The sequence below is a fragment of the Collinsella aerofaciens genome, from assembly GCF_009876115.1.
Classification (GTDB): domain Bacteria; phylum Actinomycetota; class Coriobacteriia; order Coriobacteriales; family Coriobacteriaceae; genus Collinsella; species Collinsella aerofaciens_N.
In genome coordinates, this window is sequence record NZ_WWSY01000011.1 from 47,593 (window position 1) to 68,653 (window position 21,061).

The window sequence follows — 21,061 nt, forward strand, 5'->3', positions numbered from 1 at the left end:
GTGAGGGCTGTGTCCAATAAATCCAAGGACGCTGACCCCAAGCAACCAGATTCCTCGTTCATTCAGTTCGACGATACAAAGCAACAGGGCGCCGCTTCGGCGGCGTCCGCCCCTCGTCGCAAGGCGCTCCTTGGCGTTTTGACTGCCGCGTGCACCATTCTGATCGTCGTCTCGCTGGGCTTCGTCCATCCTTCCGAGAGCGGCGCCTGGTCCATCGACTGGATCATTCAGGCCGTGACGGGGGAGAGCGTCGTCACCAAGGACACCAAGGCGTCTGGCTCGACTATGGCTTCGGGCGAGGCCAGTTCCGAGGACTCCAAGTCATCGAATGATGCAAAAGACGAGTCCAAGGGTTCGAACGACGGCAAGGACGATTCCGAGTCTTCGGACAAGGAATCGGATAAAAGCTCGGATAGCAAGAAGTCCGATGGTCAGGACGGCAAGAAGTCTGGCGATAAATCCGCTGCCCAAAATACGGGAGTCGGCGATACTTCCAATGCGTCTGGCGGTGGCCAGTCGTCTGATGGAGCCTCATCCTCTAATGGTGGAAACGCCTCCTCGGGCGGCCAGAGCGGCTCGCAGGAGTCCAGCTACATAACAGTGACGGTTTCGGTCACATCGAGCGCTGTGGGCAATCCTGTGTCTTCTGGTGGCACCTTTACCTTTAACGAAGGCGCTACCGTCTACGATGCCCTGTGCGCGCTGGGCCTTTCTGTCAACGCACATGGCTCGTCGTACGGCACGTATGTCTCCGCGATTGGTGGTTTGGCGGAGAAACAGTACGGCGGTACGAGCGGCTGGATGTACTCCGTCAACGGCACAACGCCCATGACGGCCTGCAGCAACTACGTTCTCTCCAACGGCGACAACGTGGTCTGGTATTACGTTACAGGCTAGAGGCCTCGACATAGCGCGCCAGACGGGCGGTTCGGACAAACATCCGGGCCGCCCGTTTTCATGCGAATGGGACCGGGCCGCCCGGTCTCTCGGCAAACAAAAAACCGGTTGGAATGGGAATTCCAACCGGTTATACATTCAAGCAAATAGCGAATCGACTACGACCGTGCGCCCTCGAGGAAGAAGCGACGGCTGAAGTAGTTGTACCAGGTGACGAGGAACGTGGCGATGGCCTTCATGGCCTGGTAGCCGATGCTCAAAAACGTGACGCCCACAAACATGTATAGGTCGTTGAGGCCCAGGCCGATCACCGACAGGATGGTGAAGATCGTGAACTCGCGCTTGCGGCTCATGCCCTCGCGGTGGTCGAACACATACTTCATGCTGAGCCAGTAGTTGACCACGACGGACGTGGTAAACGAGACCGTGGTGCTCATCAAAAAGTCGAGGTGAAACAGCTCGACGAGCGCAATGAGCATACCCCAGTCGATGCCAAAGGAGATAAGACCCACGACAGCGAACTTGAGGAACTGCTTGGTATGAGGTTGTGCCAGTGCCTTGCGCACGTAATCACATCCAATGCGTTGATGAATCGAGCAGAGGATACTTTAGAGCTTTTGCAAGGGAAACGTAAGGTCTTTGCCAAGAACTATACGAACTCGCCAAATTATCAAATGCTAATCCGCAAACGTTGAAAATTTGCCCGTAAACGAGCAATGCCCACGAACAACACAGCGCTCGACGCGCGTCATCTGTGGGCATTGTAAAGCTGTAAGGTTGCGAGTTACTTGGTCTCGTCGCCTTCCAGGAAGATCTTTCGGGTCACAAAGTTGTAGACCATGACAAGCGCGGTGGCGCAAATCTTGGCGATATTGGCCTCGAGCCCCAGGCCGGCGTTGAGCGCCAGCACGATGCCGTCGTTGAGTCCCAAACCGATCACAGACAGCACGACAAAGATAATGAACTCGCGGCGGCGGCTCATGCCCTCCTTGTGCGCAAACACGTACTTCATGCTGGCGAGGTAGTTAAAGATGAGTGAGATGATAAAGCCGCTGGTGTTGGCGATTAGGATGTTGAGGCCCAGACCGTAGTGGAGCAGATTCATAATGCCAAAGTCGATGACCGTGGCAATGACGCCGACGACGCCAAACTTCATGATCTGCGCAAGGAGCTTTTGCATGGTACCTGCCTTATGGTGGCGCCGGGGCGCCGCGGGGATGACAAACTCAGCAAGTTTAGCCAATCCCCACGGGTGGTGCTAGGCGCGCTCCTCGATAGCACCGTTTCTATATGCATCGAGCAGCTGGCGCAGGTCCTGGATCTGGCTGCGGATCTTGGCACCGGAATCGGTGTCGCTCACCATGCGGCGACGGTCGGCCTCGTCAAAGCGGTTGGTCTCGCTTTCGATATCGACGTTGCGGGTGAGTGCCTCGGCAACCGTCGTAAAGGCCCGGTGCGACTTGAGGCGGCAGCCGCGCGAGCTCGAGATGAGCGTATAGCCGGCGATACCCGTCTTGGGATGGTAAGCGCGGCAGAAGCCGCCATCGATGACCAGCAGCTTGCCCTCGGCGCGGATGGGCTGCTCGCCCTTGGTGGTTTTAACGGGCGTGTGGCCGTTGATGATGTGGCCGGTCGGTGAACATGCCATGGGCGTGACGCCAAACTCGCGCATGATGTCGTCGCAGACCGAGGGCGACTTGGTAAGCGTAAAGTACGGGTCCATCGGCTCGACCCAGGTGCTCTTATCGGCGATATAGGCGCGCTCAAAGGTACGCACCAGGCGTCCGCTGGCGGGTGAGTTAAAGCCAATCCACAGGTACCACATCCAGTCGAGAGCGTCGCGGTCGCCCACACGCCAGGCGCGGCGGGCGATGTAGTCGCAAAAATCGAGATAATCGCGGCCAGCGTGCCAGGTGCCCAGGCAGTTCATGCTGCTAAAGGTGCCGTCTTCGTTGAGTGGCACGCAGCCATGGAACAGCAGGTTGCCGTTGGCAACCTTGTACATCGAGCCGTGGGAATAGAGGAAATCGATATGGCGATGCAGGTGATCGGCGGTGACAAACTCGGACACGAGCTTGTCGATGATGTGCTGCTCCTGAGACGTGAGCGTATAGGGGTCCGCCGGGTCGACGGTGGGGAAGTCGTTGGTCGTGAGCGGCCACACGCTGCCGTCGGCGAGCGTGACCGTGCCGGTGTCGTGTTCGATCTTGTCGAGTAACAGGCGGTCGGTCATGTCGAACTCGGGATGGCGCTGGATAATCTGGCCCTCGAGCTTAAAGAGCAGCACGTTGATGGCCTTGATCAGCGGGGTGATGGACTCGCCGGCGGTGTAGGTGGCATCAGCAAAGGCGACAAGTTCACGCAGCGAGATGCCGTAGTCGTTCTCCAGGATCTCGTAGTTGTCGTAGCGTAGGTTGTTGCGCAGCACCGTGGCGATGCAGGCAGGTTCACCGGCCGCAGCGCCCATCCACAGCAGGTCGTGGTTGCCCCACTGGATGTCGAGTGAATGGTAGGTGAGCAGGCGGTCCATAATCTTGGCCGCGCCGCCACCGCGGTCGAAGATATCGCCCACCAGGTGCAGGTGGTCGACGGCCAGGCGCTTGATGAGCGAGGCGAGCGACTCGATAAAGTCGTCGGCGCTGGCGGTCTCTAGGATGGACTCCACGATGCGCTCGTGATAGCGCACGCGATAGTTGTTCTCGTCCGGGTGCGTGTGTAACAACTCGTCGATGATATAGGCGTAATCGCGCGGGATGGCCTTACGCACCTTGGAGCGCGTGTAGCGGCTTGAAAGCGAACGAGCGACCATGATGAGCTGGTCAAGCATCGTCTTGTACCAGGTGGGTGAGTCCTCGCGCTGGCTGCGGACCAGCTCGATCTTCTCGCGCGGGTAGTAGATAAGCGTGCACAGCTCGCCCTTCTCGTCAAAGGAGAGCGTTTCGCCAAAGATTTCGTCGATATGCTCGCGCACGACGCCCGAGCAGTTGTTGAGGATGTGCATAAAGGCTTCGTACTCGCCATGCACGTCGCTCATAAAATGTTCGGTGCCTTTGGGCAGGTTGAGAATGGCCGAGAGATTGATGATCTCGGTAAACGCGGATTGCTCGGTGGGAAATTGTTTCGACAGCAGACGCAGATACTTGAAGTCTTGCGGATTGCGATCGAATGCGACCATGAAACACCTTCCGATAGGGCTGGTAAAACTGATAAACAGCGTCAAACGTTTATCAGTATGCGCCGCTTTTGTTTCGATTGGGGGTGGGAGGTTGAATTGTTGGCCGAACGGTTTGGTAAATCGATTTAGTTGAGGTAGATATGGCGGTTGGGTGGAGACGACAGAAGGTGTTTTCTCAGATATTTATGCGTGGGGTCGGTGGAGACGATGGTGGTAAAGATGTTCGCTATTATTGGTTCGATTTGGTAAATAGTGGACATATGTACCGTATGTAGGCTCACTGTGCGATAATTTGCGCAGCAATGAGTAAGGAGCCTCATATGAGTGATTTTGTCCTGACCTGTGAATCCGCCGCCGATCGAACTCGGGAGTTCTTTGAATCGCGCAATATCCCTGTCGTGTGTTTTCATTACGAGATCGACGATGTTGTCTATACGGACGATCTGTATCAGTCGATTACGCCGGACGAGTTTTTTGCCCAGATATCCGCGGGCGCCATGCCCAAGACGTCTCAGGTGAGCGTGGGTGAGTACGAGGAGTTTTGGGAGCCGCTTGTTGCCGAGGGTAAAGACGTGCTGCACCTGACGTTGTCGTCGGGTATTTCGGGTACGTATGGCTCGGCTTGCGTTGCGGCGCAGATGCTCGTGGATCGCTATCCCCAGGGCGGCAAGGTGCGCGTCATCGATTCGCTGGCGGCGTCTTCGGGCTTTGGCCTGCTGGCGGAATGTGCCGCCGACGTGCGCGATAGCGGGGCTTCACTCGACGAGACGGCTGCCTGGATCGAGGAGCACAAGCTCAACCTGCACCACTGGTTCTTCTCGACCGATCTGTCGAGCTACCTGCGCGGCGGTCGCATTTCGGCTGCGAGCGCGATCATCGGCACGGCGCTTAAGATTTGCCCGCTTATGACGGTCGATTGCGAAGGTGGGCTGTCGCCACGTGAGAAGATTCGCACTAAGAAGCGCGCGATTTCCGAGATGGCTAAGACCATGGTGGCACATGTGCAGGACGGTGCGGATTATTCGGGTAAGTGCATCATGTCGCACTCGGCGTGTCGCGAGGATGCCGAGGCAGTTGCGGCGCTGATCGAGGAACAGATTCCGCAGCTTAAAGGCAAGATTGAGATCAATAACATCGGTACTCTGATTGGCTCGCACACCGGACCTGGTACGGTGGCGCTCTTCTTTATGGGCGACAAGCGCGTGGATTAATTGCCCCATCACATCGCTGCATGATTGCTCAAACGAAAACGGCCCGCCTCACGTTTGTGGGGCGGGCCTTGCTGTTGCGGTTAGCGTTTCTTTCCTCGGAAGAAAAAGCCGTGCAGTGAGGGCTTGAGCCCGCGGTTGGCGCGACGCTCCTCGACGCGCTCGTGGATCGAAGCGACGCGCTCGATGACCTCGTCGGGAATCGGCACGTCGGGATTCATGTTCTCGACCTGGCTGACTTCGGCGGCGGCGACCTGGTCGATAATGGGCACATCGTCGCGCGAGATAACGGGCGTGGCGTCTTCCTTCATCTTGCGATAACGCTGCATCATGTCGGTCTGTAGCTGCTGTGCCGAAGGCGGCGTCCAGATGATGGCGTTGGCGCCGGCGGCGATGGTCTCGCGGATGCTCTCGGGCGTCTTGCCGCCCGGCGCGATGAGCGGCAGGTTGGGATAGTGCTCGCGCAGTTCACGCAGGACCTGCGGCGTGTTTTTGCCAGCGGCGATGTTAAGAATCTTGGCGCCGGCGCGCACCTTTGCGTGAGCATCGTCGTCGCAACGTACGACCGTGGCGATGACGGGGATGTCGGCGATGTTGGTGATGTGCTCGACCATCTCGGCGGTGGCGGGGGAGTTGACCACACAGCCCGCCGCGCCCTGCATCTCGGAGACGGCTGCCATCTGAACGGAGCGCTTACCGGTCGTAGTTCCGCCGCCCACGCCTACAAAGACCGGGCACTCGGCGACGGTCAACAGTGCCTGCGTAATGGCCGGCTGCGGCGTGAAGGGGTAAACGGCAAAGACGGCATCGGCGTTGGAGTTGCGGATAACCGCGACATCGGTGGTGTAAATGAGCGACTTGATGCGGCGGCCGAAGAGCGTGAAGCCGCTGGCCTCCTCGATCTCGTCGGGCATGCGAAGGGCAGCCTTGCGCAGACGTCCGTCGATGGGCAGGGGCTCCATAGGGAGCAGGCCGTTGGGCGTGACGGCTACCTGGGGCTCGGTGAACTCGTCTGCGAGCTCGACCTCGGAGAAATCGACCGAGGCGACGATGTCTTCGTGAACCTCGGCGGGCACATCGATGGGAGCTTGGTCGTTTGCCGCGGCAGGCGTGTCGAAGGAGCTGGTGCCGACGAAGGCGTCGACGCGCTCGTTTAGATCGTTGAGGGTATCCATGGAGGCTCGATTCTATGTGATGACGGCCGGCGCGATGCAGCCGGAATTGCGAATGCTAAATCGTTTGACGAGTTGATTTTTCCCCGCCGCGCCATCCGTTAGACCGAAGGGCCGGCGAACGTGAAGGAGCTGTGGTGGCGGGTATTGAGGTGCTATCTTGAATGTCCCGTTTAAAAGAGAGGTGACGCGGTATGGAATTGACAGCAATGTTTGGCTCGATTGGCCTGTGTGTGGGCGCAATCGTTGCCGCCGCGGTCATCTACTTTGTGGTCACGGCCATTAAGGGCAAAAGGACCGAACGCAAGGAGCGCGCGATGCTTAAACAGCATCGCGACCAGCAGGGCAAACGCGCACGGAGATAGCTTGTTGAGTTTTGGATCCGTGCGCTAGCTGCGTTTTCGGATCAGGGCAATGTAGAAGCCCTCAAATTCGCGGCTGGGCGGAATGGTGAGCGTGCCGGGCAGGCCGTTGGCGATGGCCGATACCTGACCCGCGGCAATGGCTTCGGTCAGGGCGTTGGACTCGATGCGCGGCTCCTCGCCAGCTTCCTGGGCGCGGCGTGCCTCACTTTCGCTTGGCGTGCCGTCGAGGGGGATGAGCTCGCAGTCCATATGCTTGTCGAGGGCCTCTTGCAGGGCGTCCTCGTTTTCCTGCGGCAAGATCGAACAAGTCGAATAGACGAGCGTGCCGCCCGGTTTGAGGGCTCCCATGGCGCGGTCCAGAAGCGCACGCTGCGAGCGGGCGCATTTGACGAGCAGCTGCTCGGTCAGGCCGCGCAGGCTTTTCTCGTTGCCGCTGATGACGGTGCCCGTGCCGGTGCAGGGAGCGTCGAGCAGGATGCGGTCAAAGCGGAAGAACTCGTCGAGCTCGCGTGCGTCGGTGCGCATGACGGGCACGTTTTTTGCGCCTTGGCGGTGGAGGTTGGCTTCGAGCTTCTCGGCGCGGGGAATGCTCATCTCGCAGGCGGTAAGGTGCGCCTGCCCCTGCGTGAGGGCGGCGATCTGCGTCGTCTTGCCGCCAGGGGCTGCGCACATGTCCAGGATGTCTTCGCCTGCCTGTGCGCCCAGGACCAGCGGCGGCATCATGGACGACAGGCTCTGCAGGTAGATCTTGCCGTCGCGGTAGATGCCGAGATCCCACAGATCGGAAACCTGGGCCTCGGGCAGGATAAAGGCGTCTGGGTACCAGGCGACGGGGTTGTGGGCGATGCCGGCGGCATCGAGCGCCGCAGCGATGTCCTCGGCGGTCGCCCTGAGCGTGTTGGCGCGCAGTGTGACCGGGCGTGTGGCCGCGGCGCCGAAGCCCTCGATCATGAGCTCGGCATCGGCAGGCGTATAGGCGCCGGCAACCGTGTCGACCATAAAGCGCGGCAGGTCGGCAGCGCAGGGGAGGGCGGCAAGCTGGTCGGAAAGCTCGGTGGCGGCAAACTGCCTGAGCTTGAGCTCGGCCTTGACCTGCTTTTTCTGCTTACGACGACGCGGCTTGGACATCCGTCTTTCCTTCCCATTCCATTACATGTCGAGTGTTTAGTACTGGCTCTCGTGCTTGCTAAAGAAGTCGAAGCGCGGGGGCAGCGGCTTCACGCGGTGCTCGCCGGGCTTCTCGCCCAGGATCTCCACGAACTCGTCCGTGGAGGCAAAGATGTTATCCCAGCTAAAGAAAGCGACCGGGTCGACGTCGAAGTACTCGCAGATGAGCTCGCAGCCGGCCGGCACAATACCGTGCATCAGGACGGTTGCCACGCGCAGCTCGGTAAAGGCGTCGACAAGGGCCTGCGTCATCGCGGCATTGGCCGGCTCGCCCTCGAGCTTGTTGGCGGCCTTGGAGGCGTCGCTCCAGCGCTTGTTGGCGGCGCGCAGGTAGTCGTCGCACACGGCAAGCGCGCGGTGCGTCTCGAACTTGTACATGGCCTGCTCAAAGGCGAGGGCTGCCTGCTGGGCGGCTTCGACCACGGTGTCAGAAGCGGCACCGGCGGGGATGCAGCCGTTGCGGTAGGGGCTCTCGTCGCCTTCCTTGACGGCGACGCCGTAGAAGCAGCTGCGGGCCAGACGGTTGAACACGCCGGTCAGCAGCGCGCTCTCCTTAAGGGCCGGGTCGATAACGCGCTTGTCGTCGCAGGCGCGTACCTCGTTGCCGTCCTTGTCCTTGCCGGTCACACGCGTGTCGTATGCCTTGGGGCTAAAGCTCACCGGCTTTTCGGATAGGCCGAGCGACAGCCAGTGCGCGCGCATCTGCTCGCAGGTGTAGTGGTTGAGCAGGTCGTCTGCCGGCGGGGGAGGCGTCTGCGAGGACGAGCTGGCCTTTTTGCCCATGTAGAGCAGGTGGTAGCAGGCGCTGACGGTGCTCTGCGTGAGGTCCCAGCCCAGGGCCTCCCACATGGCGGTCTGCGCGATGCAGTAGAAATAGATGTTGTCCTGACCGATGAACTGGTAAATCTGAGCGTCGTCAGAGCACCACCAGTCGCGCCAGTCAAGCGAGCTGTGCTGGTAGGTGGGTGCGGGCACCTGCGTGGAGTCGGCGGCGGGCTCGCCCATGAGGGCGGCATCCTGGGCGGCGACGCCCTCGGTCACGCCGGCGGCCTTGGCATCGCGCGCGAGCACGGTACGCGTATAGCTGATGGGCGCCCACAGGCTCTCGGGCCAGCACCAGCAGGTGACGTCGGAGACGCCATCGACCTCGGGCACCGGAACGCCCCAGTCGATGTTGCCGGTGATGCGGAAGGGCACGAGTGCCTTGCCGCTGCGGAAGCGCACGCCACCGTTGGCGAGCACCGCGTGGGCGTCGTCGCGCTTCTTCCAGCTGGGGAAGGTGACGGTAAAGCTGCTCTTGTTGCCCTCGGGCTCCAGCACGGTGTGCTCGGGGAGCTGGTCCTCGACGGCATCGAAGGCCTCGCGGAACTTGTTCTGGATGTAGAGCTGAGCCGGCAGCAGCCACTCCTCCATGGTCTTGGAGACCACGGAGCGAACCTGCGGGTTCTGGGCGAGCTTGGCGGTGTAGGTCTTCATAAAGTCGAGGTAGGCCGGCAGGTCAAAGTAGAGATTGTCGACCGGACGCAACTCGGGCACCTCGCCGGTGAGCTGGCTTTTGGGCGCGATGAGCTCCTCGGGCTCAAACTGGTGGCCCAGATCGCACTCGTCGGCATAAGCCTTCTCGGACTTGCAGCCCTGGATGGGGCAGCGGCCGATGACCTGGCGGCCGTTGAGGAACGTGCCGGCCTTGGCATCGTAGAACTGCAGCGTGGAGCGCTTGGAGATGGTGCCCTGCTCGTGCAGGCGCTCGATAATCTCGGCAGTCACCTCGTTGTGGATCTGGGCCGCCGGCTCAAGGCCCGAGCCGCCGTAGATATCGCAGCTGATGTTGTAGTTGTTGAGGGTCGTGGCCTGGCGGGAGTGATTGGACTCGACATACTCGCCGATGGACTTATCGTAGCCTTCGTTCTCCTTGAGCTTGCGGTAGCTCTCCATGATGGGCGAGCCGTAGCAGTCGGTGCCCGAGGTGAAGATGACGTTTTCGCGGCCCAGGCGGTCGCGCAGGAAGCGGGCGAAGAAGTCGGCCGGGACAAAGACGCCGCCAACGTGGCCAAAGTGAAGGCCCTTGTTGCCGTAGGGCTCGCCGGCGGTAACGATGGCGCGGCGAGGCCAGCTGGGACGGTCGTTCATGGAGTATTTGGATGCCATGGGACTCCTTCGCATATTGTAAGAGCGCAGCCGGGCACGGGGTTCGGCGGCGCGGTGGTCAATTCGTGCATATCGTTCGACATTATCGCACATGCGGACGGGTACGTGGCAGGGGCGCTATCCTAAGATGCTATGAATGAGATTTCCAACATACATGCGTTTGAGGACGAGGATTTTCTGCACGCCTGCTTTGTGTGGGGGATGGTCGTAGTCGGCGTGTTTGCCGTGTGCCTGGTGCCGGTGTTTATGCTGCTGGGCGGGCCTGCAGACTTGGATGCGGCTGACGCGGGCGGCTGGACGGCGGTCTTGGGCTGGATAGTCGGCTTGGCTGCGGTCTCAATGGCGTCGTTTGCCGTGCACGAGCTGGTGCACGGTGTGTTTTTTAAGCTGCTGGCGCCCGCGAGTGCGCACGTGACTTTTGGAGCGAACCGTGAGACGTGCATGATCTATGCCTGCGCCGAGGGGATTGTGTATTCGCGCCGGCGGTATATGGCGGTTTGCCTGGCGCCGACGGTTGTTGTGACGGCGGCGTTTGCCCTGGGATTTGCGTTTTCTGGGTATCCGCTGCTGTGCTACCTGGCGGCTGGTTTGCACCTTTCGGGATGCACGGGCGACTGGTATTACGTGCGGACGATCCTGCGCGACCGCCGCATTGCCGCCTGCGAGGACACGTCCTTTGGCGTGCGCTTTTTCGCACGGTAGTCTTTTTGGGATGATTTTTCTGGGACGGGGATTAAAAAATCATTGCGGGGGAGGAGATGTCGATGAAGCCGTTGTTGCTGCATGCTTGTTGCGCGCCATGCTCGCTTGAGCCGGTTCGCCTGCTGCGCGAGGAGGGGTTTGAGCCCACGATTTGCTGGACCAATCCCAATATTCAGCCGCGCGATGAATGGCAGCGTCGTTTGGACGAGCTGCGCCGGTGGTGTGCCGACGGCGACATCGAGCTCATCGAGGCCGGGGAGGACCGCGAACGCTGGGAGACCGGCGTGGCCCCGTTGGGTGCCGATCGTCCCCGTCGCTGTCGCGTGTGCTATGCCTTGCGCTTGGCCGAGGCATGCCGCGTTGCCCAGGAGCGCGGGTTTGAATATGTGGGTACGACGCTCGCCGTCTCGCCGTACCAGCTGTTCGACACCTGCAATGACGTACTCGAGCGCCTGGCGGCGGCACGTGGGCTTACCCCGGTGATCCGCGATTTTCGCCCGTATTATCCCGAGGCTACGCGCCGTTCGCGCGAACTGGGCATGTATCGACAGAACTACTGCGGCTGCCGCTTTTCTGCCGTCGAGGCGGCCATGGACCGCGCTCGCATTCGCGACGAGCGCAAGGCTGCCAAAAAGTAGTTCATTTGGGACGTCAGCCTGCTAGGATGTAGGGCGGACTTTAGCTATATAAGGAGAATCCGACGTGTCTATGCGTACCGATGATTTTGACTACAACCTTCCCGAGGAACTGATCGCCCAGGCTCCCGCCGAGCCGCGCGACTCCTGCCGCCTGCTGGTGGTGGATCGCAAGGGCTCCCAGGCGGGAACGCCGCTGGAGCATGGCGGCACCGTTGAGCACCGCATCTTCCGCGACATCATCGACTATATCGAGCCGGGCGACGTGCTCGTCATCAACAAGACGCGTGTGATGCCGGCCCGCCTGATCGGTCGCAAAGCCGGCTCGGGTGGCGTGGTCGAGACGCTGCTGCTCAAGCGCCGCGAGGATGTTGACCCGCTGGGCCATGTTTGGGAGTGCTTGGTCAAGCCGGGCAAGCGCCTGAAGCCCGGTGCCCAGATTGAGTATCGCGCCGGTGGCGCCCATGCGCCAGAGGGGGCTCCCGTGGTGCTGACGGCCGAGGTCATCGACTTTGTCACCGATAGCCGTGGTGGCCGTCTGGTGCGCTTTGAGCCGGTCGGTTGCAATGCCGCCGGCGACCCGCGCACGCTCGACGAGGCCATCCATGCGGCCGGCCACGTGCCGCTGCCGCCCTACATTACCGATTACGAGGGCGACCCCGAGAAGTACCAGACCGTCTACGCCATGAAGGAGGAGCACTCGGCTGCCGCTCCTACGGCGGGTCTGCACTTTACTCCCGAGCTCATGGCCGCTATCGAGGCCAAGGGCGCGAAGTTTGCCGCCGTCGAGCTCGAGGTGGGCATCGATACCTTCCGCTTGGTGGAGGAGGACGACCCTACGCAGCACGTCATGCACACCGAGCGCTACCACGTGTCGCAGGAGGTTGTCGACGCCGTGCATAAGGCGAAGGCCGAGGGTCATCGTGTGATCGCCGTCGGCACCACCGCGGTGCGCTCGCTCGAGAGTGCGTTTGACGCGGACGCGCCGGTGTCCGATCCGGCTGTGACGGCGCGCTATTTTGAAGGCCGCGAGGACGGTGCCGACACGCTCGGCCGCGGCGACATCGTGGCGCGCGAGAACGCCACGACGCAGCTTTACCTCATGCCCGGCTCGACCTATCACGTGGTCGACGCGCTGATCACAAACTTCCACGTGCCGCGCTCCACGCTCATGATGCTCGTGAGCGCGCTTGCCACCCGCGACCAGATCATGGATGCCTACGCCGCCGCCATCGAGGAGCGCTACCGCTTCTTCAGCTTTGGCGACGCCATGCTCATTTTGTAGGTTACGGCGTTTCCCAAACGCCGTAACCGGCCGACGCTGCAAACCCCCCTAAGCGGCAATCTGACGTTCAATCGTCGGGCATGACCAGAAGGTCAATGCCCTCCTCTTTCACGTCACCTTGCTCGCTTAGGGGGGTTTTCGCTGACTTCGCCAAAGCATCGGCAGGTACTCATTGGGGACGTACTTAAATGAGTGCCTGCAGAATGAGAGTGGATAATCTCCCGTTTTTGGCCTGCTTGGGGGCTCAAAGTGGGAGATTATCCACTCTCGTCATTGGGCTAGTCGTTGGGGACGTTCTTGTTTGACTAGTCGTTTAAGAACGTCCCCAATGACTACTTGCTTGCGAACAGCCAGACTAGGATGATCACCAGGATTGCGGCGACGATGCAGACGATGGCTCCGGTGAATTTGATGCGTGAGTCGCGGGTGCGCTCTCGTACGTCGTCTTCGGCGGCCTCGAGCTGGTCGACTTCTTGCTCGGTCTCGGCGTGTTCGGCTTTGTCTCGGGCCAAGGATCCTGCAAGCGACTCAGTGATTTCTGGGTGGTCGTGCACCTCGGTCGCCTGTTCGATGATCGACTGTGCATGTGCGGCATCTGCTTGGGCGTTGGCGATGGTCTGCTCCTGCTCGCGGCGTGCCTTGTCCTCCGCGGCGATCTTCTCGCGCAGTTCGCGCTGACGAGTCGCGGCGGCGGTCTTCGCCGTCTGCAGCTCGTCGCGCGCGGCATCGGCTTCGGTCGTCACGGCTTGGTGCGCGCGTTTTGCGTCGGCGATAGGGGCTTGAGCCTGCTCGACGGCCTGCTCGGCTGCGGCAAGCGAGTGCTCAAGGTCGGCGGTGATGCGCGGGACATCTTCTTCGGCTTTACGCAGGGCATCTGCCGTGTCGGAAATCTGCATCGAGAGCTCGCTGGTGCGCACCGTATAGTTGGCGGGATTTGCCGAGGGATTGCGTTGCAGCTCGGCATACTCATGACGCAGCGTCTCGAGCTGGGCGCGCGTGGCGTCGACGGTTTGTTGTGCGGCGGCAATGCCGGCGTCTCGCTCTGCCTTCACCTTGTCGCGGATGCGCTTGGAATCCTCAAGACGTCGAACAAGGCGGTTGCCGGTCTCGCGTGAGCTCGCCTCGCGGGCCTCCACGGCGTCGAGCGCGGCCTTCAGGCGGAGCTCAGTCGCGTCATCCTCTGTCTTCATTTGTTCGAGCTGACCCTTGAGCTCTGTCGCTTTGGAGGCGTGGGCATCACGGTCAATCTCGGCGGCCGCTGCAGTCTTTTGGGCCGTGGCAATCGCCTGGCGCTGGTCGGCGACGATCTGGTCGTAGCGGCCTGCGATATCCTGGCGCGTCTCGAGTTCCTCGGCCTGATCGGCAATGCGCTGCTCAAGTTCGGCCAGGTGGGCGCGGGCATCGGCAAGTGCCTTTTTCGCGGCGTTCATCTCGCGCATGGCCGAGGCGCCCTGGGCGATAAAGGTGCCCACGGCGTTCGCAGTGTTCGAGACAGCGGTCCCCAGATCGCGGCTCGCGGCGGGGGAGTGCGGGGCAGTCGGGCGAGCGGTGTCGGCAGCGTCCGCATCGGCAGTCTGCGGCACGGCGATATTGCCGGTACCGCCTTCGATCACAGAAAAGCCTGCTGCGTGCGGGTCGACCGCATCGGTGCCAATCGTGGGATGCTCGAGCTGCAGAAACGAGGGCATGGTGCTGCCCTGGTCGGCAACCGGAGTCTCGCCGGGTACGAAGGTCGAGGCTGCCTCGGCGGCCTCCTCTTCCTCGGCGTCAACGTCAGCGTCGGCCACGGCGTCTTTCATCGCTTTGACGGCATCCATCATGGAGTCCATGACGGCGTCGAGCTCTTCTTCCGAAGAAACCTCGATAGGGCCCGCAGCTTGCGGAGCAGCATCCTGTACGGGGTGGTCGTCCTGAGCGGGCGCATCGTCGTTTTGCTCGCCTGCATCTTCGGCGCCGGGGGTTTCCGCCGTAGCGCTTTCGTCTAAGATGGGGTCGTCGAGGCCAATATCATCGCAGGTCACAGCGTCAGCATCTGCGGTGACGTCTGCGGAATCATCAATATGCTGTTGAGTCTGGGGGTCCAGCTCGTCTGTCATAGGCATGTGCTCCTCATCGTTGTTTGTCACCCTATGATAAAGTCTCGCGTCGACATCCCGCGCGCTGCAGCAAAGTTTCAAAACGTGTTCGATGGCTCGCGTCGATAGCAAAAACTCGGCCACTTTATCCAGTTTGTACTTGACATTCCCTTCGCCGAAAGACGTTGCGCCGTTCGCCTGCCATGGGCTTTATTTTTCGCTTGAACCCGCTAAAGTTGCATTTCAGCTTTTGGCGCGTGAAGTTGGATGCGCGCAGTCGACGGGCAGGCCCGTCGCGATTTGAAAGGACTTTGTATGGGACTTTTCACTGGTAAGACCGTGATCGTTACCGGCGGCGGCAAGGCCACGCTTAAGGACGGCTCCGCTGGTTCCATCGGCTACGGCATCGATATCGCTTTTGCCAAGGAGGGCGCAAACCTCGTCATTACCGGCCGCAACGTTGCCAAGCTCGAGGCTGCCAAGGAATCCCTTGAGGCCGAGTACGGCGTCAAGGTTCTGCCTGTTCAGGCCGATGTTTCGGCTGGTCAGGACAACGAAGCTGTCGTCCAGAACGTCATCGACAAGGCCATTGAGGAGTTCGGCCGCATCGACGCCGTCGTCAACAATGCTCAGGCCAGCGCCTCGGGTGTGACTATCGCCGACCACACCATGGATCAGTTTAACCTGGCCATTTATTCCGGTCTGTATGCCACCTATCTGTACATGCAGAAGGCCTACCCGCACCTGAAGGAGACCAAGGGCTCCGTGGTCAACTTTGCTTCGGGCGCCGGCCTGTTTGGCAACTATGGCCAGTGCAGCTACGCCGCTGCCAAGGAGGGCATCCGCGGTCTGACCCGCGTCGCTGCCAACGAGTGGGGCAAGGACGGCATCAACGTCAATATCGTTTGCCCGCTTGCTTGGACCGCCGCGCTCGAGAACTTCCAGGATGCCTATCCCGAGGCGTTCAAGGCCAACGTCCACATGCCGCCGGCGGGTCACTACGGCGACGTCGAGAAGGAAATCGGCCGCGTTGTCGTTCAGCTCTGCGGTCCCGACTTTAAGTATATGAACGGCGAGACCGTCACCCTCGAGGGTGGCATGGGCCAGCGTCCGTAGGAGTTACGGCGTTTTACCAAACGCCGTAACGGGCCGACGCTGCGCGGTCACCAGAGCGACAACTTGTCATTCAAAGAGGGCGGCATGACCAGAAGGTCTATGCCGTCCTCTTTTCATGCCAATTTGTTCGCTCTGGTGACCGCTCGCTGATGTTGTCAGAGCATCGGCGTTACCTTGACTGTTGGATGTAGTCGTTGGGGACGTTCTTAAATGACTAGTCGAAAGGGACACTCTTGCCGGCACTTGGGGACAGTCCCTGAGTGCCGGCAGATTGGGGCGCTCATTTGCAAGATGGCGCTGAAGACTGTCCCCAACGTCTAGCCGTTTAAGACTGTCCCCAACGACTACCCAACGACTAGCGCGGGAACCTGATCCTAATGCACTAGTTTCTGTCGAGTCGGTGCTTCTTGCGGGTTGCCCGTATAATGGTTTGCGTATGAACCGCAACCAAGGAGTTCCAGTTTATGGACCAGAACCTTTTTAAATTCGACCTGATTGCCGAGGATCCGACGACGCACGCGCGCGCCGGCGTACTGCACACCCCGCACGGCGACATCGAGACGCCGATCTTTATGCCCGTGGGCACCAAGGCAAACGTCAAGGGCATTCCTACCGAGACTGTCAAGAAGCTCGGCGCCCAGATCGTGCTCGCCAATACCTATCATCTGTCCATGCGTCCCGGCGAGGATACCATCGCCGAGCTGGGCGGCCTGCACAAGTTCATGAACTGGCACGGCCCCATCCTCACCGACTCGGGCGGTTTCCAGGTCTTCAGCCACAACGATGCCGTCAAGCTCACCGACGAGGGCGTGCGCTTTATCGTCAACGATTACGACGGCCGCCACGTGTTTTGGACGCCCGAGGACAACATGGAAATCGCCATGAAACTCGGCTCCGATATCTGCATGCAGCTCGACCAGTGCCCGGGCTATCCCGCCACGCGCGCCTACGTTGAGCGCGCCGTTGAGCTGTCGAGCATGTGGGCCGAGCGCTGCTATAAGGCGCATACCCGCGATGACCAGGCGCTCTTTGGCATCGTTCAGGGCGGCATGCACCTGGATCTGCGCCTGCGTTCGCTGCGCCATCTGGAGGAGTGCGGCGACTTCCCGGGCTATGGTATCGGTGGCTATTCGGTGGGCGAGGATCACGAGACCATGTTCGAGACCCTGGCGCCGCTCGTGAGCGAGTACATGCCCAAGCATAAGCCGCGCTACCTGATGGGTGTCGGCAACCCGACCACGCTCGTGCGCGGCGTTGGCGTGGGCATCGACATGTTTGACTGCGTGCTGCCGACGCGCACCGGCCGTATGGGCACGGCATTCTCCAGCGAGGGTCGCCTCAACTTCCGCAACGCTCGCTTTGCGCACGACGACGGTCCCATCGATCCCACCTGCACCTGCCCGGTGTGCACGGGCGGTTACAGCCGTGCGCTCATCCGTCACATGGTCACGCAGAAGGAGATGCTCGGCGGCATTCTGCTTTCGATGCACAACATCTACTACCTGCTCAACCTTATGCAGCGGGCCCGCCAGGCCATTATCGAGGGCCGCTACGGCGCGTTCGTGAGCGACTGGATGAACAGCCCTGCGGCGGTGGATTACTAAGAGCAGCACGGGCGCTTGCAGAGCGCGGGCAACGGCAAGGGGCGAGCGCCGGCCGGTCATCACGTTTGCTAACACCGCTTGCGCGACCGATGACCGATAGCTTGCAAGCACTTGATGCATCGTGGGTACCATACCGAATAGTTGATGTTCGGGCGGGTGTTTGGCGCACAGCGTCGACCCCGCCCGTTTTTCTTTTTCTCGATAGGAGTACCCATGATTAAGAATGAGAACGTCGAGGGCGAGCCTGTCTACGACGAGACGTACCGCCGCGGCCCCGTGGTCATGCGCGGCCCCATGATTCCTAAGGACAACACCTACGCCAACCTGCTGGCGCCCGAGGACTCGACCGACTGGCTGCATGCCGACCCGTGGCGCGTGCTGCGCATTCAGGCAGAGTTTGTCGATGGTTTTGGCGCGCTTGCCGAGCTTGGACCTGCGGTGACCATCTTCGGTAGCGCCCGCACGCCCAAGACCGATCCGCTCTACAAGGCGGCGCGTACCGTCGGGCGCAAGATCGCGCAACGTGGCGTGGCGGTCATCACCGGTGGCGGCCCCGGCATCATGGAAGCGGCCAACAGGGGAGCGGCGAGTGTCAACGGCAAGTCAGTTGGCCTAGGCATTGAATTGCCGCACGAGCAGGGGTTCAATAAATACGTGAACCTCGGCATGGACTTCCGCTACTTCTTTGTGCGCAAAACCATGTTCGTTAAGTACAGCTCGGGCGCCATCGTATTTCCCGGCGGCTTTGGCACGCTCGACGAGATGTTCGAGGTTCTCACGCTGGTGCAGACGCACAAGGTCAAGCGCATGCCGCTCGTGCTGGTGGGCACCGAGTACTGGCAGGGCCTATTCGACTGGCTCAACGGCCCGGTGATGAGCACCGGTATGATTAGCCCGCTCGATCCGGATCTGGTACACATTACCGACGACCTCAACGAGGCCGTTGACATTGCGCTCAGCGGGCTGATGTAGATCAATCGTGCCCACGCGACATGAATACGCATGGCAATCTGATGTTATCTAACATCAGATTGCCATTTATATTGGGTATACTGGTGTAAAAGACGAGGGCGAGGAGGTCGCAAATGTCTACAGCAACAGTTAAGCCTACGACGGTTCGAATCGAAGAGGGGCTCAAGGAGCAGGCGACTGAGTTCTTGGATTCGGTCGGCCTCAGCCTCAATTCCTATCTCAATCTTGCCGTTCGGCAGCTGGTAAATCAGCGAAAGATTCCTTTTGAGATTGTAGGAAGGGCGGAGGTGCCCAACGAGGTGACGAGGCGCGCCATGGTGATCGCCGAGGCTCATGAGCTGGGGATTTTGCCGGACGATAGCCTGTCATTCAATAACGCTGATGAGCTTATGTCATTCCTCGATGAGGAATAGCGATGTTCGAGATTAAAGTCGAGGCTCAATTTAAGGTGGACTACAAACGAACGATGCGCATGCATCCGCAACTAAAAAGTGAGTTTAAAGCGGCGGTTGCAGAGCTTGTGGCTCATGGGTCACTTCCGGCGGAGTATGGCGCCCACGAGCTCTCAAACCCGGGCGGAAACTACAACGGCCACATCGATTTCCACCTATCCGATGGCTTGGTCGATGTGGTCGTTCTTTATCTTCCCCATAAGACTAACCCAGTGATTAGGCTGGTGAGAATGGGCACTCATCAGGAACTGTTTCAGGGTCCGCTGGGCTGATCGCCGATTTCTAAGTTGCGGTGGAATAGGGATTGATTGGCGGCTAATAAGCCAAAAACAGTCCCTATTCCACCGCAAGAGGTAAAGGTGCCCCTAGTGGATGGGCTGGTAGCGGGGGCAGTAGCTGATGGCGATGGCATCGACGCCTACGTGGGTGGCGATGGTGCAGCCGATGGGGCCAGTGCCGGCGTCTACGTAGTCCTGGCCCGCGAGCGCCTCGTTGACAAGTTCCTGCTCCTCGGCGGCGCCGGTCGTGAGAACGCGCACGCTTGAGCCCGGGTGCTCGTCCAAAAACGCGAGGCAATCTGCCATGGTGTTGGCGACGATGCGCTTGGCGCCGCGGCCCTTTTTGATTGCCTTGATCTCGCCTGATTTCCACTCCGGCGAAACGGCCAGGCGAATGTTGAGCATCTGTGTCAGCTGGCCGGCGAGCTTGGGGGCGCGGCCGTTTTTGACCAGGTTCTCGAGCGTGCGGGGAATCAGCAGCAGGTGGGCGTCGGGCAGCGTCGCGCGGATCTGCGCCTCGGTCTCGTCCAAGCTGCGGCCGTCCTCGCGCATGGCAAGCGCGTACTCCACCAGCAGGCCCTCGGCGCCCGAGCCGGTGCGCGAATCGATGCAGCGCACGTCGAGCTCGTGGGTCTCGGCGACCAGGCATGCGTTGGAATAGCAGGCGGACCACTCGCTGCACAGCGAGATAAAGATCGCGCTGTCGTGGCCATCGGCGCGTACGCGGTCAAACAGCGCCTTGAACTCGCCGGCGCTCGGCTGCGAGGTGTGCGGCAGCTGCTCGGAGCCAGCCATGCGGGCGACGTATTCCTCGGCGGTAATCTGCACCTGGTCGAGCAGGTCCTCGCCCTCGATAATCACATGCAGCGGAATCACGTAAATGCCGAGCTCTTGGGCACGGGCGGGGGAGATGTCCGACGTGGAGTCGGTTATGATGGCAAAAGACATAATTGCACCTTTCGTTGGGGCGCTTGCGCGCCGCCTTCTGAGAGCAAAGTGCGACAAGTATAGTGGAGTCGTTCCACATTACTAGGTTCAATTGTTGAATAGTCAACAGTTTGAAGTGTCGGTGTGGAAATCATCAACTGGGGAAGAGGAATGCCGATGGAGGCGTTGGAGATAGGCAGACGGCCGGTCGTGCTGTTCGATTTTGACGGCACGGTGGCCGATACGGGCCGGGCGGTGATGACCTCGACGCGCAAGACGCTGGCTGCGCGCGGGTTTTCGGAGGCGCAGATGGGTGATCTGCGCCGCATGATCGGGCCGCCCCTGTGGAAGAGCTTTCACGACTTTTACGGCTTTTCCCGCGAGGAGTCGCTTGTGGTGGCCGATGAGTACCGCGCCTTTTTTGATGAACTGGGACCGGAGGAGTATCCCGTGTTCAATGGGGTCCCCGAGCTGCTGGATGGGTTGGTCGCCCAAGGCAAACGTATGGCCGTGGCGACGTCGCGCATGGAGGCCAAGTGCATCGACATGGTGCGTGAGCTCGGGCTCTCTCAGTTTGAGGCGGTGATTGGCATGAATCCGCCGCAGGGACGCGAGACCAAGGCCGATTCGGTCCGCGATGCCCTGGCGGCGCTCGGCGCGACGGCCGACGATGCCGTGATGATCGGCGATCGCTTTAACGATGTGGAGGGCGCGCACGCAATGGGCGTGCCGTGCATCGGCATCTATTCGGGCGCGGCGGCGCCGGGCGAGCACGAGGCGGCGGGTGCCGATGCGGTGGTGCACTCGGTGGCCGAGCTTGCTAAACTTTTCGCTATCTAATGACGTAATGTGAGGGGCGAGCGCGCTCGCCGCTCATTGGTAA

20 protein-coding genes are annotated in these 21,061 nt (G+C 60.7%); 12 read left to right on the forward strand and 8 right to left on the reverse strand.

Features of this window, described 5'->3' with window-relative positions; translation table 11 throughout:
* Window positions 1–9 precede the first annotated feature (9 nt).
* The gene (locus tag GT571_RS06910; protein ID WP_233502362.1) at window positions 10–897 is read left to right on the forward strand and encodes a DUF4430 domain-containing protein; all 888 of its coding nucleotides are present in this window, start codon (window positions 10–12) and stop codon (window positions 895–897) included.
* 158 nt (window positions 898–1,055) lie between these two features.
* On the opposite strand, the gene GT571_RS06915 is transcribed toward GT571_RS06910, so the two are convergent.
* The 3 genes from GT571_RS06915 to GT571_RS06925 form a co-directional block, all read right to left on the reverse strand.
* Window positions 1,056–1,463, reverse strand: coding sequence for a GtrA family protein (locus GT571_RS06915; RefSeq protein WP_055250894.1), 408 nt, complete (start codon window positions 1,461–1,463; stop codon window positions 1,056–1,058).
* Window positions 1,464–1,681: 218 nt separating this feature from the next.
* On the reverse strand, window positions 1,682–2,077 hold the full coding sequence (locus tag GT571_RS06920; protein ID WP_117564479.1) for a GtrA family protein: 396 nt from the start codon (window positions 2,075–2,077) through the stop codon (window positions 1,682–1,684).
* Window positions 2,078–2,155: 78 nt separating this feature from the next.
* Window positions 2,156–4,072 (reverse strand): fructose-1,6-bisphosphatase, encoded by a 1,917-nt coding sequence (locus GT571_RS06925; RefSeq protein ID WP_161156279.1) that lies wholly within the window; start codon window positions 4,070–4,072, stop codon window positions 2,156–2,158.
* A gap of 320 nt (window positions 4,073–4,392) precedes the next feature.
* Between GT571_RS06925 and GT571_RS06930 the strand changes: the two genes are divergently transcribed.
* On the forward strand, window positions 4,393–5,283 hold the full coding sequence (locus GT571_RS06930; protein WP_161156281.1) for a DegV family protein: 891 nt from the start codon (window positions 4,393–4,395) through the stop codon (window positions 5,281–5,283).
* Between the two features lie 80 nt (window positions 5,284–5,363).
* Here the strand turns inward: GT571_RS06930 and GT571_RS06935 are convergent, their stop codons facing one another.
* Window positions 5,364–6,455 (reverse strand): beta/alpha barrel domain-containing protein, encoded by a 1,092-nt coding sequence (locus tag GT571_RS06935; RefSeq protein WP_117639734.1) that lies wholly within the window; start codon window positions 6,453–6,455, stop codon window positions 5,364–5,366.
* 191 nt (window positions 6,456–6,646) lie between these two features.
* Here GT571_RS06935 and GT571_RS06940 point away from each other — a divergent pair, with 191 nt between their 5' ends.
* On the forward strand, window positions 6,647–6,817 hold the full coding sequence (locus tag GT571_RS06940) for a hypothetical protein (protein WP_161156283.1): 171 nt from the start codon (window positions 6,647–6,649) through the stop codon (window positions 6,815–6,817).
* A 24-nt stretch (window positions 6,818–6,841) separates the two neighbouring features.
* On the opposite strand, the gene GT571_RS06945 is transcribed toward GT571_RS06940, so the two are convergent.
* Together GT571_RS06945 and GT571_RS06950 are read right to left on the reverse strand one after the other, a co-directional pair.
* Window positions 6,842–7,945, reverse strand: coding sequence for an RsmB/NOP family class I SAM-dependent RNA methyltransferase (locus tag GT571_RS06945; RefSeq protein WP_161156286.1), 1,104 nt, complete (start codon window positions 7,943–7,945; stop codon window positions 6,842–6,844).
* A 36-nt stretch (window positions 7,946–7,981) separates the two neighbouring features.
* On the reverse strand, window positions 7,982–10,132 hold the full coding sequence (locus tag GT571_RS06950; protein ID WP_161156288.1) for a methionine--tRNA ligase: 2,151 nt from the start codon (window positions 10,130–10,132) through the stop codon (window positions 7,982–7,984).
* Between the two features lie 132 nt (window positions 10,133–10,264).
* On the opposite strand from GT571_RS06950, the gene GT571_RS06955 reads away from it, so the two are divergent.
* The 3 genes from GT571_RS06955 to queA all read left to right on the forward strand — a co-directional run bounded on the left by GT571_RS06955 (window position 10,265) and on the right by queA (window position 12,754).
* On the forward strand, window positions 10,265–10,834 hold the full coding sequence (locus tag GT571_RS06955) for a DUF3267 domain-containing protein (protein ID WP_161156290.1): 570 nt from the start codon (window positions 10,265–10,267) through the stop codon (window positions 10,832–10,834).
* Window positions 10,835–10,896: 62 nt separating this feature from the next.
* Entirely contained in the window at window positions 10,897–11,472 is a 576-nt protein-coding gene (locus GT571_RS06960; protein ID WP_161156292.1) for an epoxyqueuosine reductase QueH, read from the forward strand.
* A gap of 70 nt (window positions 11,473–11,542) precedes the next feature.
* On the forward strand, window positions 11,543–12,754 hold the full coding sequence (queA, locus tag GT571_RS06965; protein WP_118206532.1) for a tRNA preQ1(34) S-adenosylmethionine ribosyltransferase-isomerase QueA: 1,212 nt from the start codon (window positions 11,543–11,545) through the stop codon (window positions 12,752–12,754).
* A gap of 332 nt (window positions 12,755–13,086) precedes the next feature.
* Here queA and GT571_RS06970 read toward each other — a convergent pair whose 3' ends face one another.
* Window positions 13,087–14,850, reverse strand: a complete 1,764-nt coding sequence (locus tag GT571_RS06970) for a coiled-coil domain-containing protein (RefSeq protein ID WP_161156294.1) — start codon at window positions 14,848–14,850, stop codon at window positions 13,087–13,089.
* 294 nt (window positions 14,851–15,144) lie between these two features.
* Here GT571_RS06970 and GT571_RS06975 point away from each other — a divergent pair, with 294 nt between their 5' ends.
* From GT571_RS06975 to GT571_RS06995, 5 genes are all read left to right on the forward strand, one after another.
* Complete coding sequence (locus GT571_RS06975) at window positions 15,145–15,945, forward strand: SDR family NAD(P)-dependent oxidoreductase (protein ID WP_006235414.1); 801 nt, start codon at window positions 15,145–15,147, stop codon at window positions 15,943–15,945.
* A 464-nt stretch (window positions 15,946–16,409) separates the two neighbouring features.
* Entirely contained in the window at window positions 16,410–17,549 is a 1,140-nt protein-coding gene (gene tgt, locus GT571_RS06980; protein ID WP_055250876.1) for a tRNA guanosine(34) transglycosylase Tgt, read from the forward strand.
* A gap of 213 nt (window positions 17,550–17,762) precedes the next feature.
* Complete coding sequence (locus tag GT571_RS06985; protein WP_161156296.1) at window positions 17,763–18,521, forward strand: LOG family protein; 759 nt, start codon at window positions 17,763–17,765, stop codon at window positions 18,519–18,521.
* A gap of 113 nt (window positions 18,522–18,634) precedes the next feature.
* On the forward strand, window positions 18,635–18,934 hold the full coding sequence (locus GT571_RS06990) for a type II toxin-antitoxin system RelB/DinJ family antitoxin (protein ID WP_055250873.1): 300 nt from the start codon (window positions 18,635–18,637) through the stop codon (window positions 18,932–18,934).
* Between the two features lie 2 nt (window positions 18,935–18,936).
* Window positions 18,937–19,245, forward strand: a complete 309-nt coding sequence (locus tag GT571_RS06995) for a type II toxin-antitoxin system RelE/ParE family toxin (RefSeq protein WP_055250871.1) — start codon at window positions 18,937–18,939, stop codon at window positions 19,243–19,245.
* Between the two features lie 93 nt (window positions 19,246–19,338).
* Here the strand turns inward: GT571_RS06995 and GT571_RS07000 are convergent, their stop codons facing one another.
* Complete coding sequence (locus GT571_RS07000; RefSeq protein ID WP_117803061.1) at window positions 19,339–20,199, reverse strand: DegV family protein; 861 nt, start codon at window positions 20,197–20,199, stop codon at window positions 19,339–19,341.
* Window positions 20,200–20,322: 123 nt separating this feature from the next.
* Between GT571_RS07000 and GT571_RS07005 the strand changes: the two genes are divergently transcribed.
* The gene (locus tag GT571_RS07005; protein WP_338400649.1) at window positions 20,323–21,018 is read left to right on the forward strand and encodes an HAD hydrolase-like protein; all 696 of its coding nucleotides are present in this window, start codon (window positions 20,323–20,325) and stop codon (window positions 21,016–21,018) included.
* Window positions 21,019–21,061 lie beyond the last annotated feature (43 nt).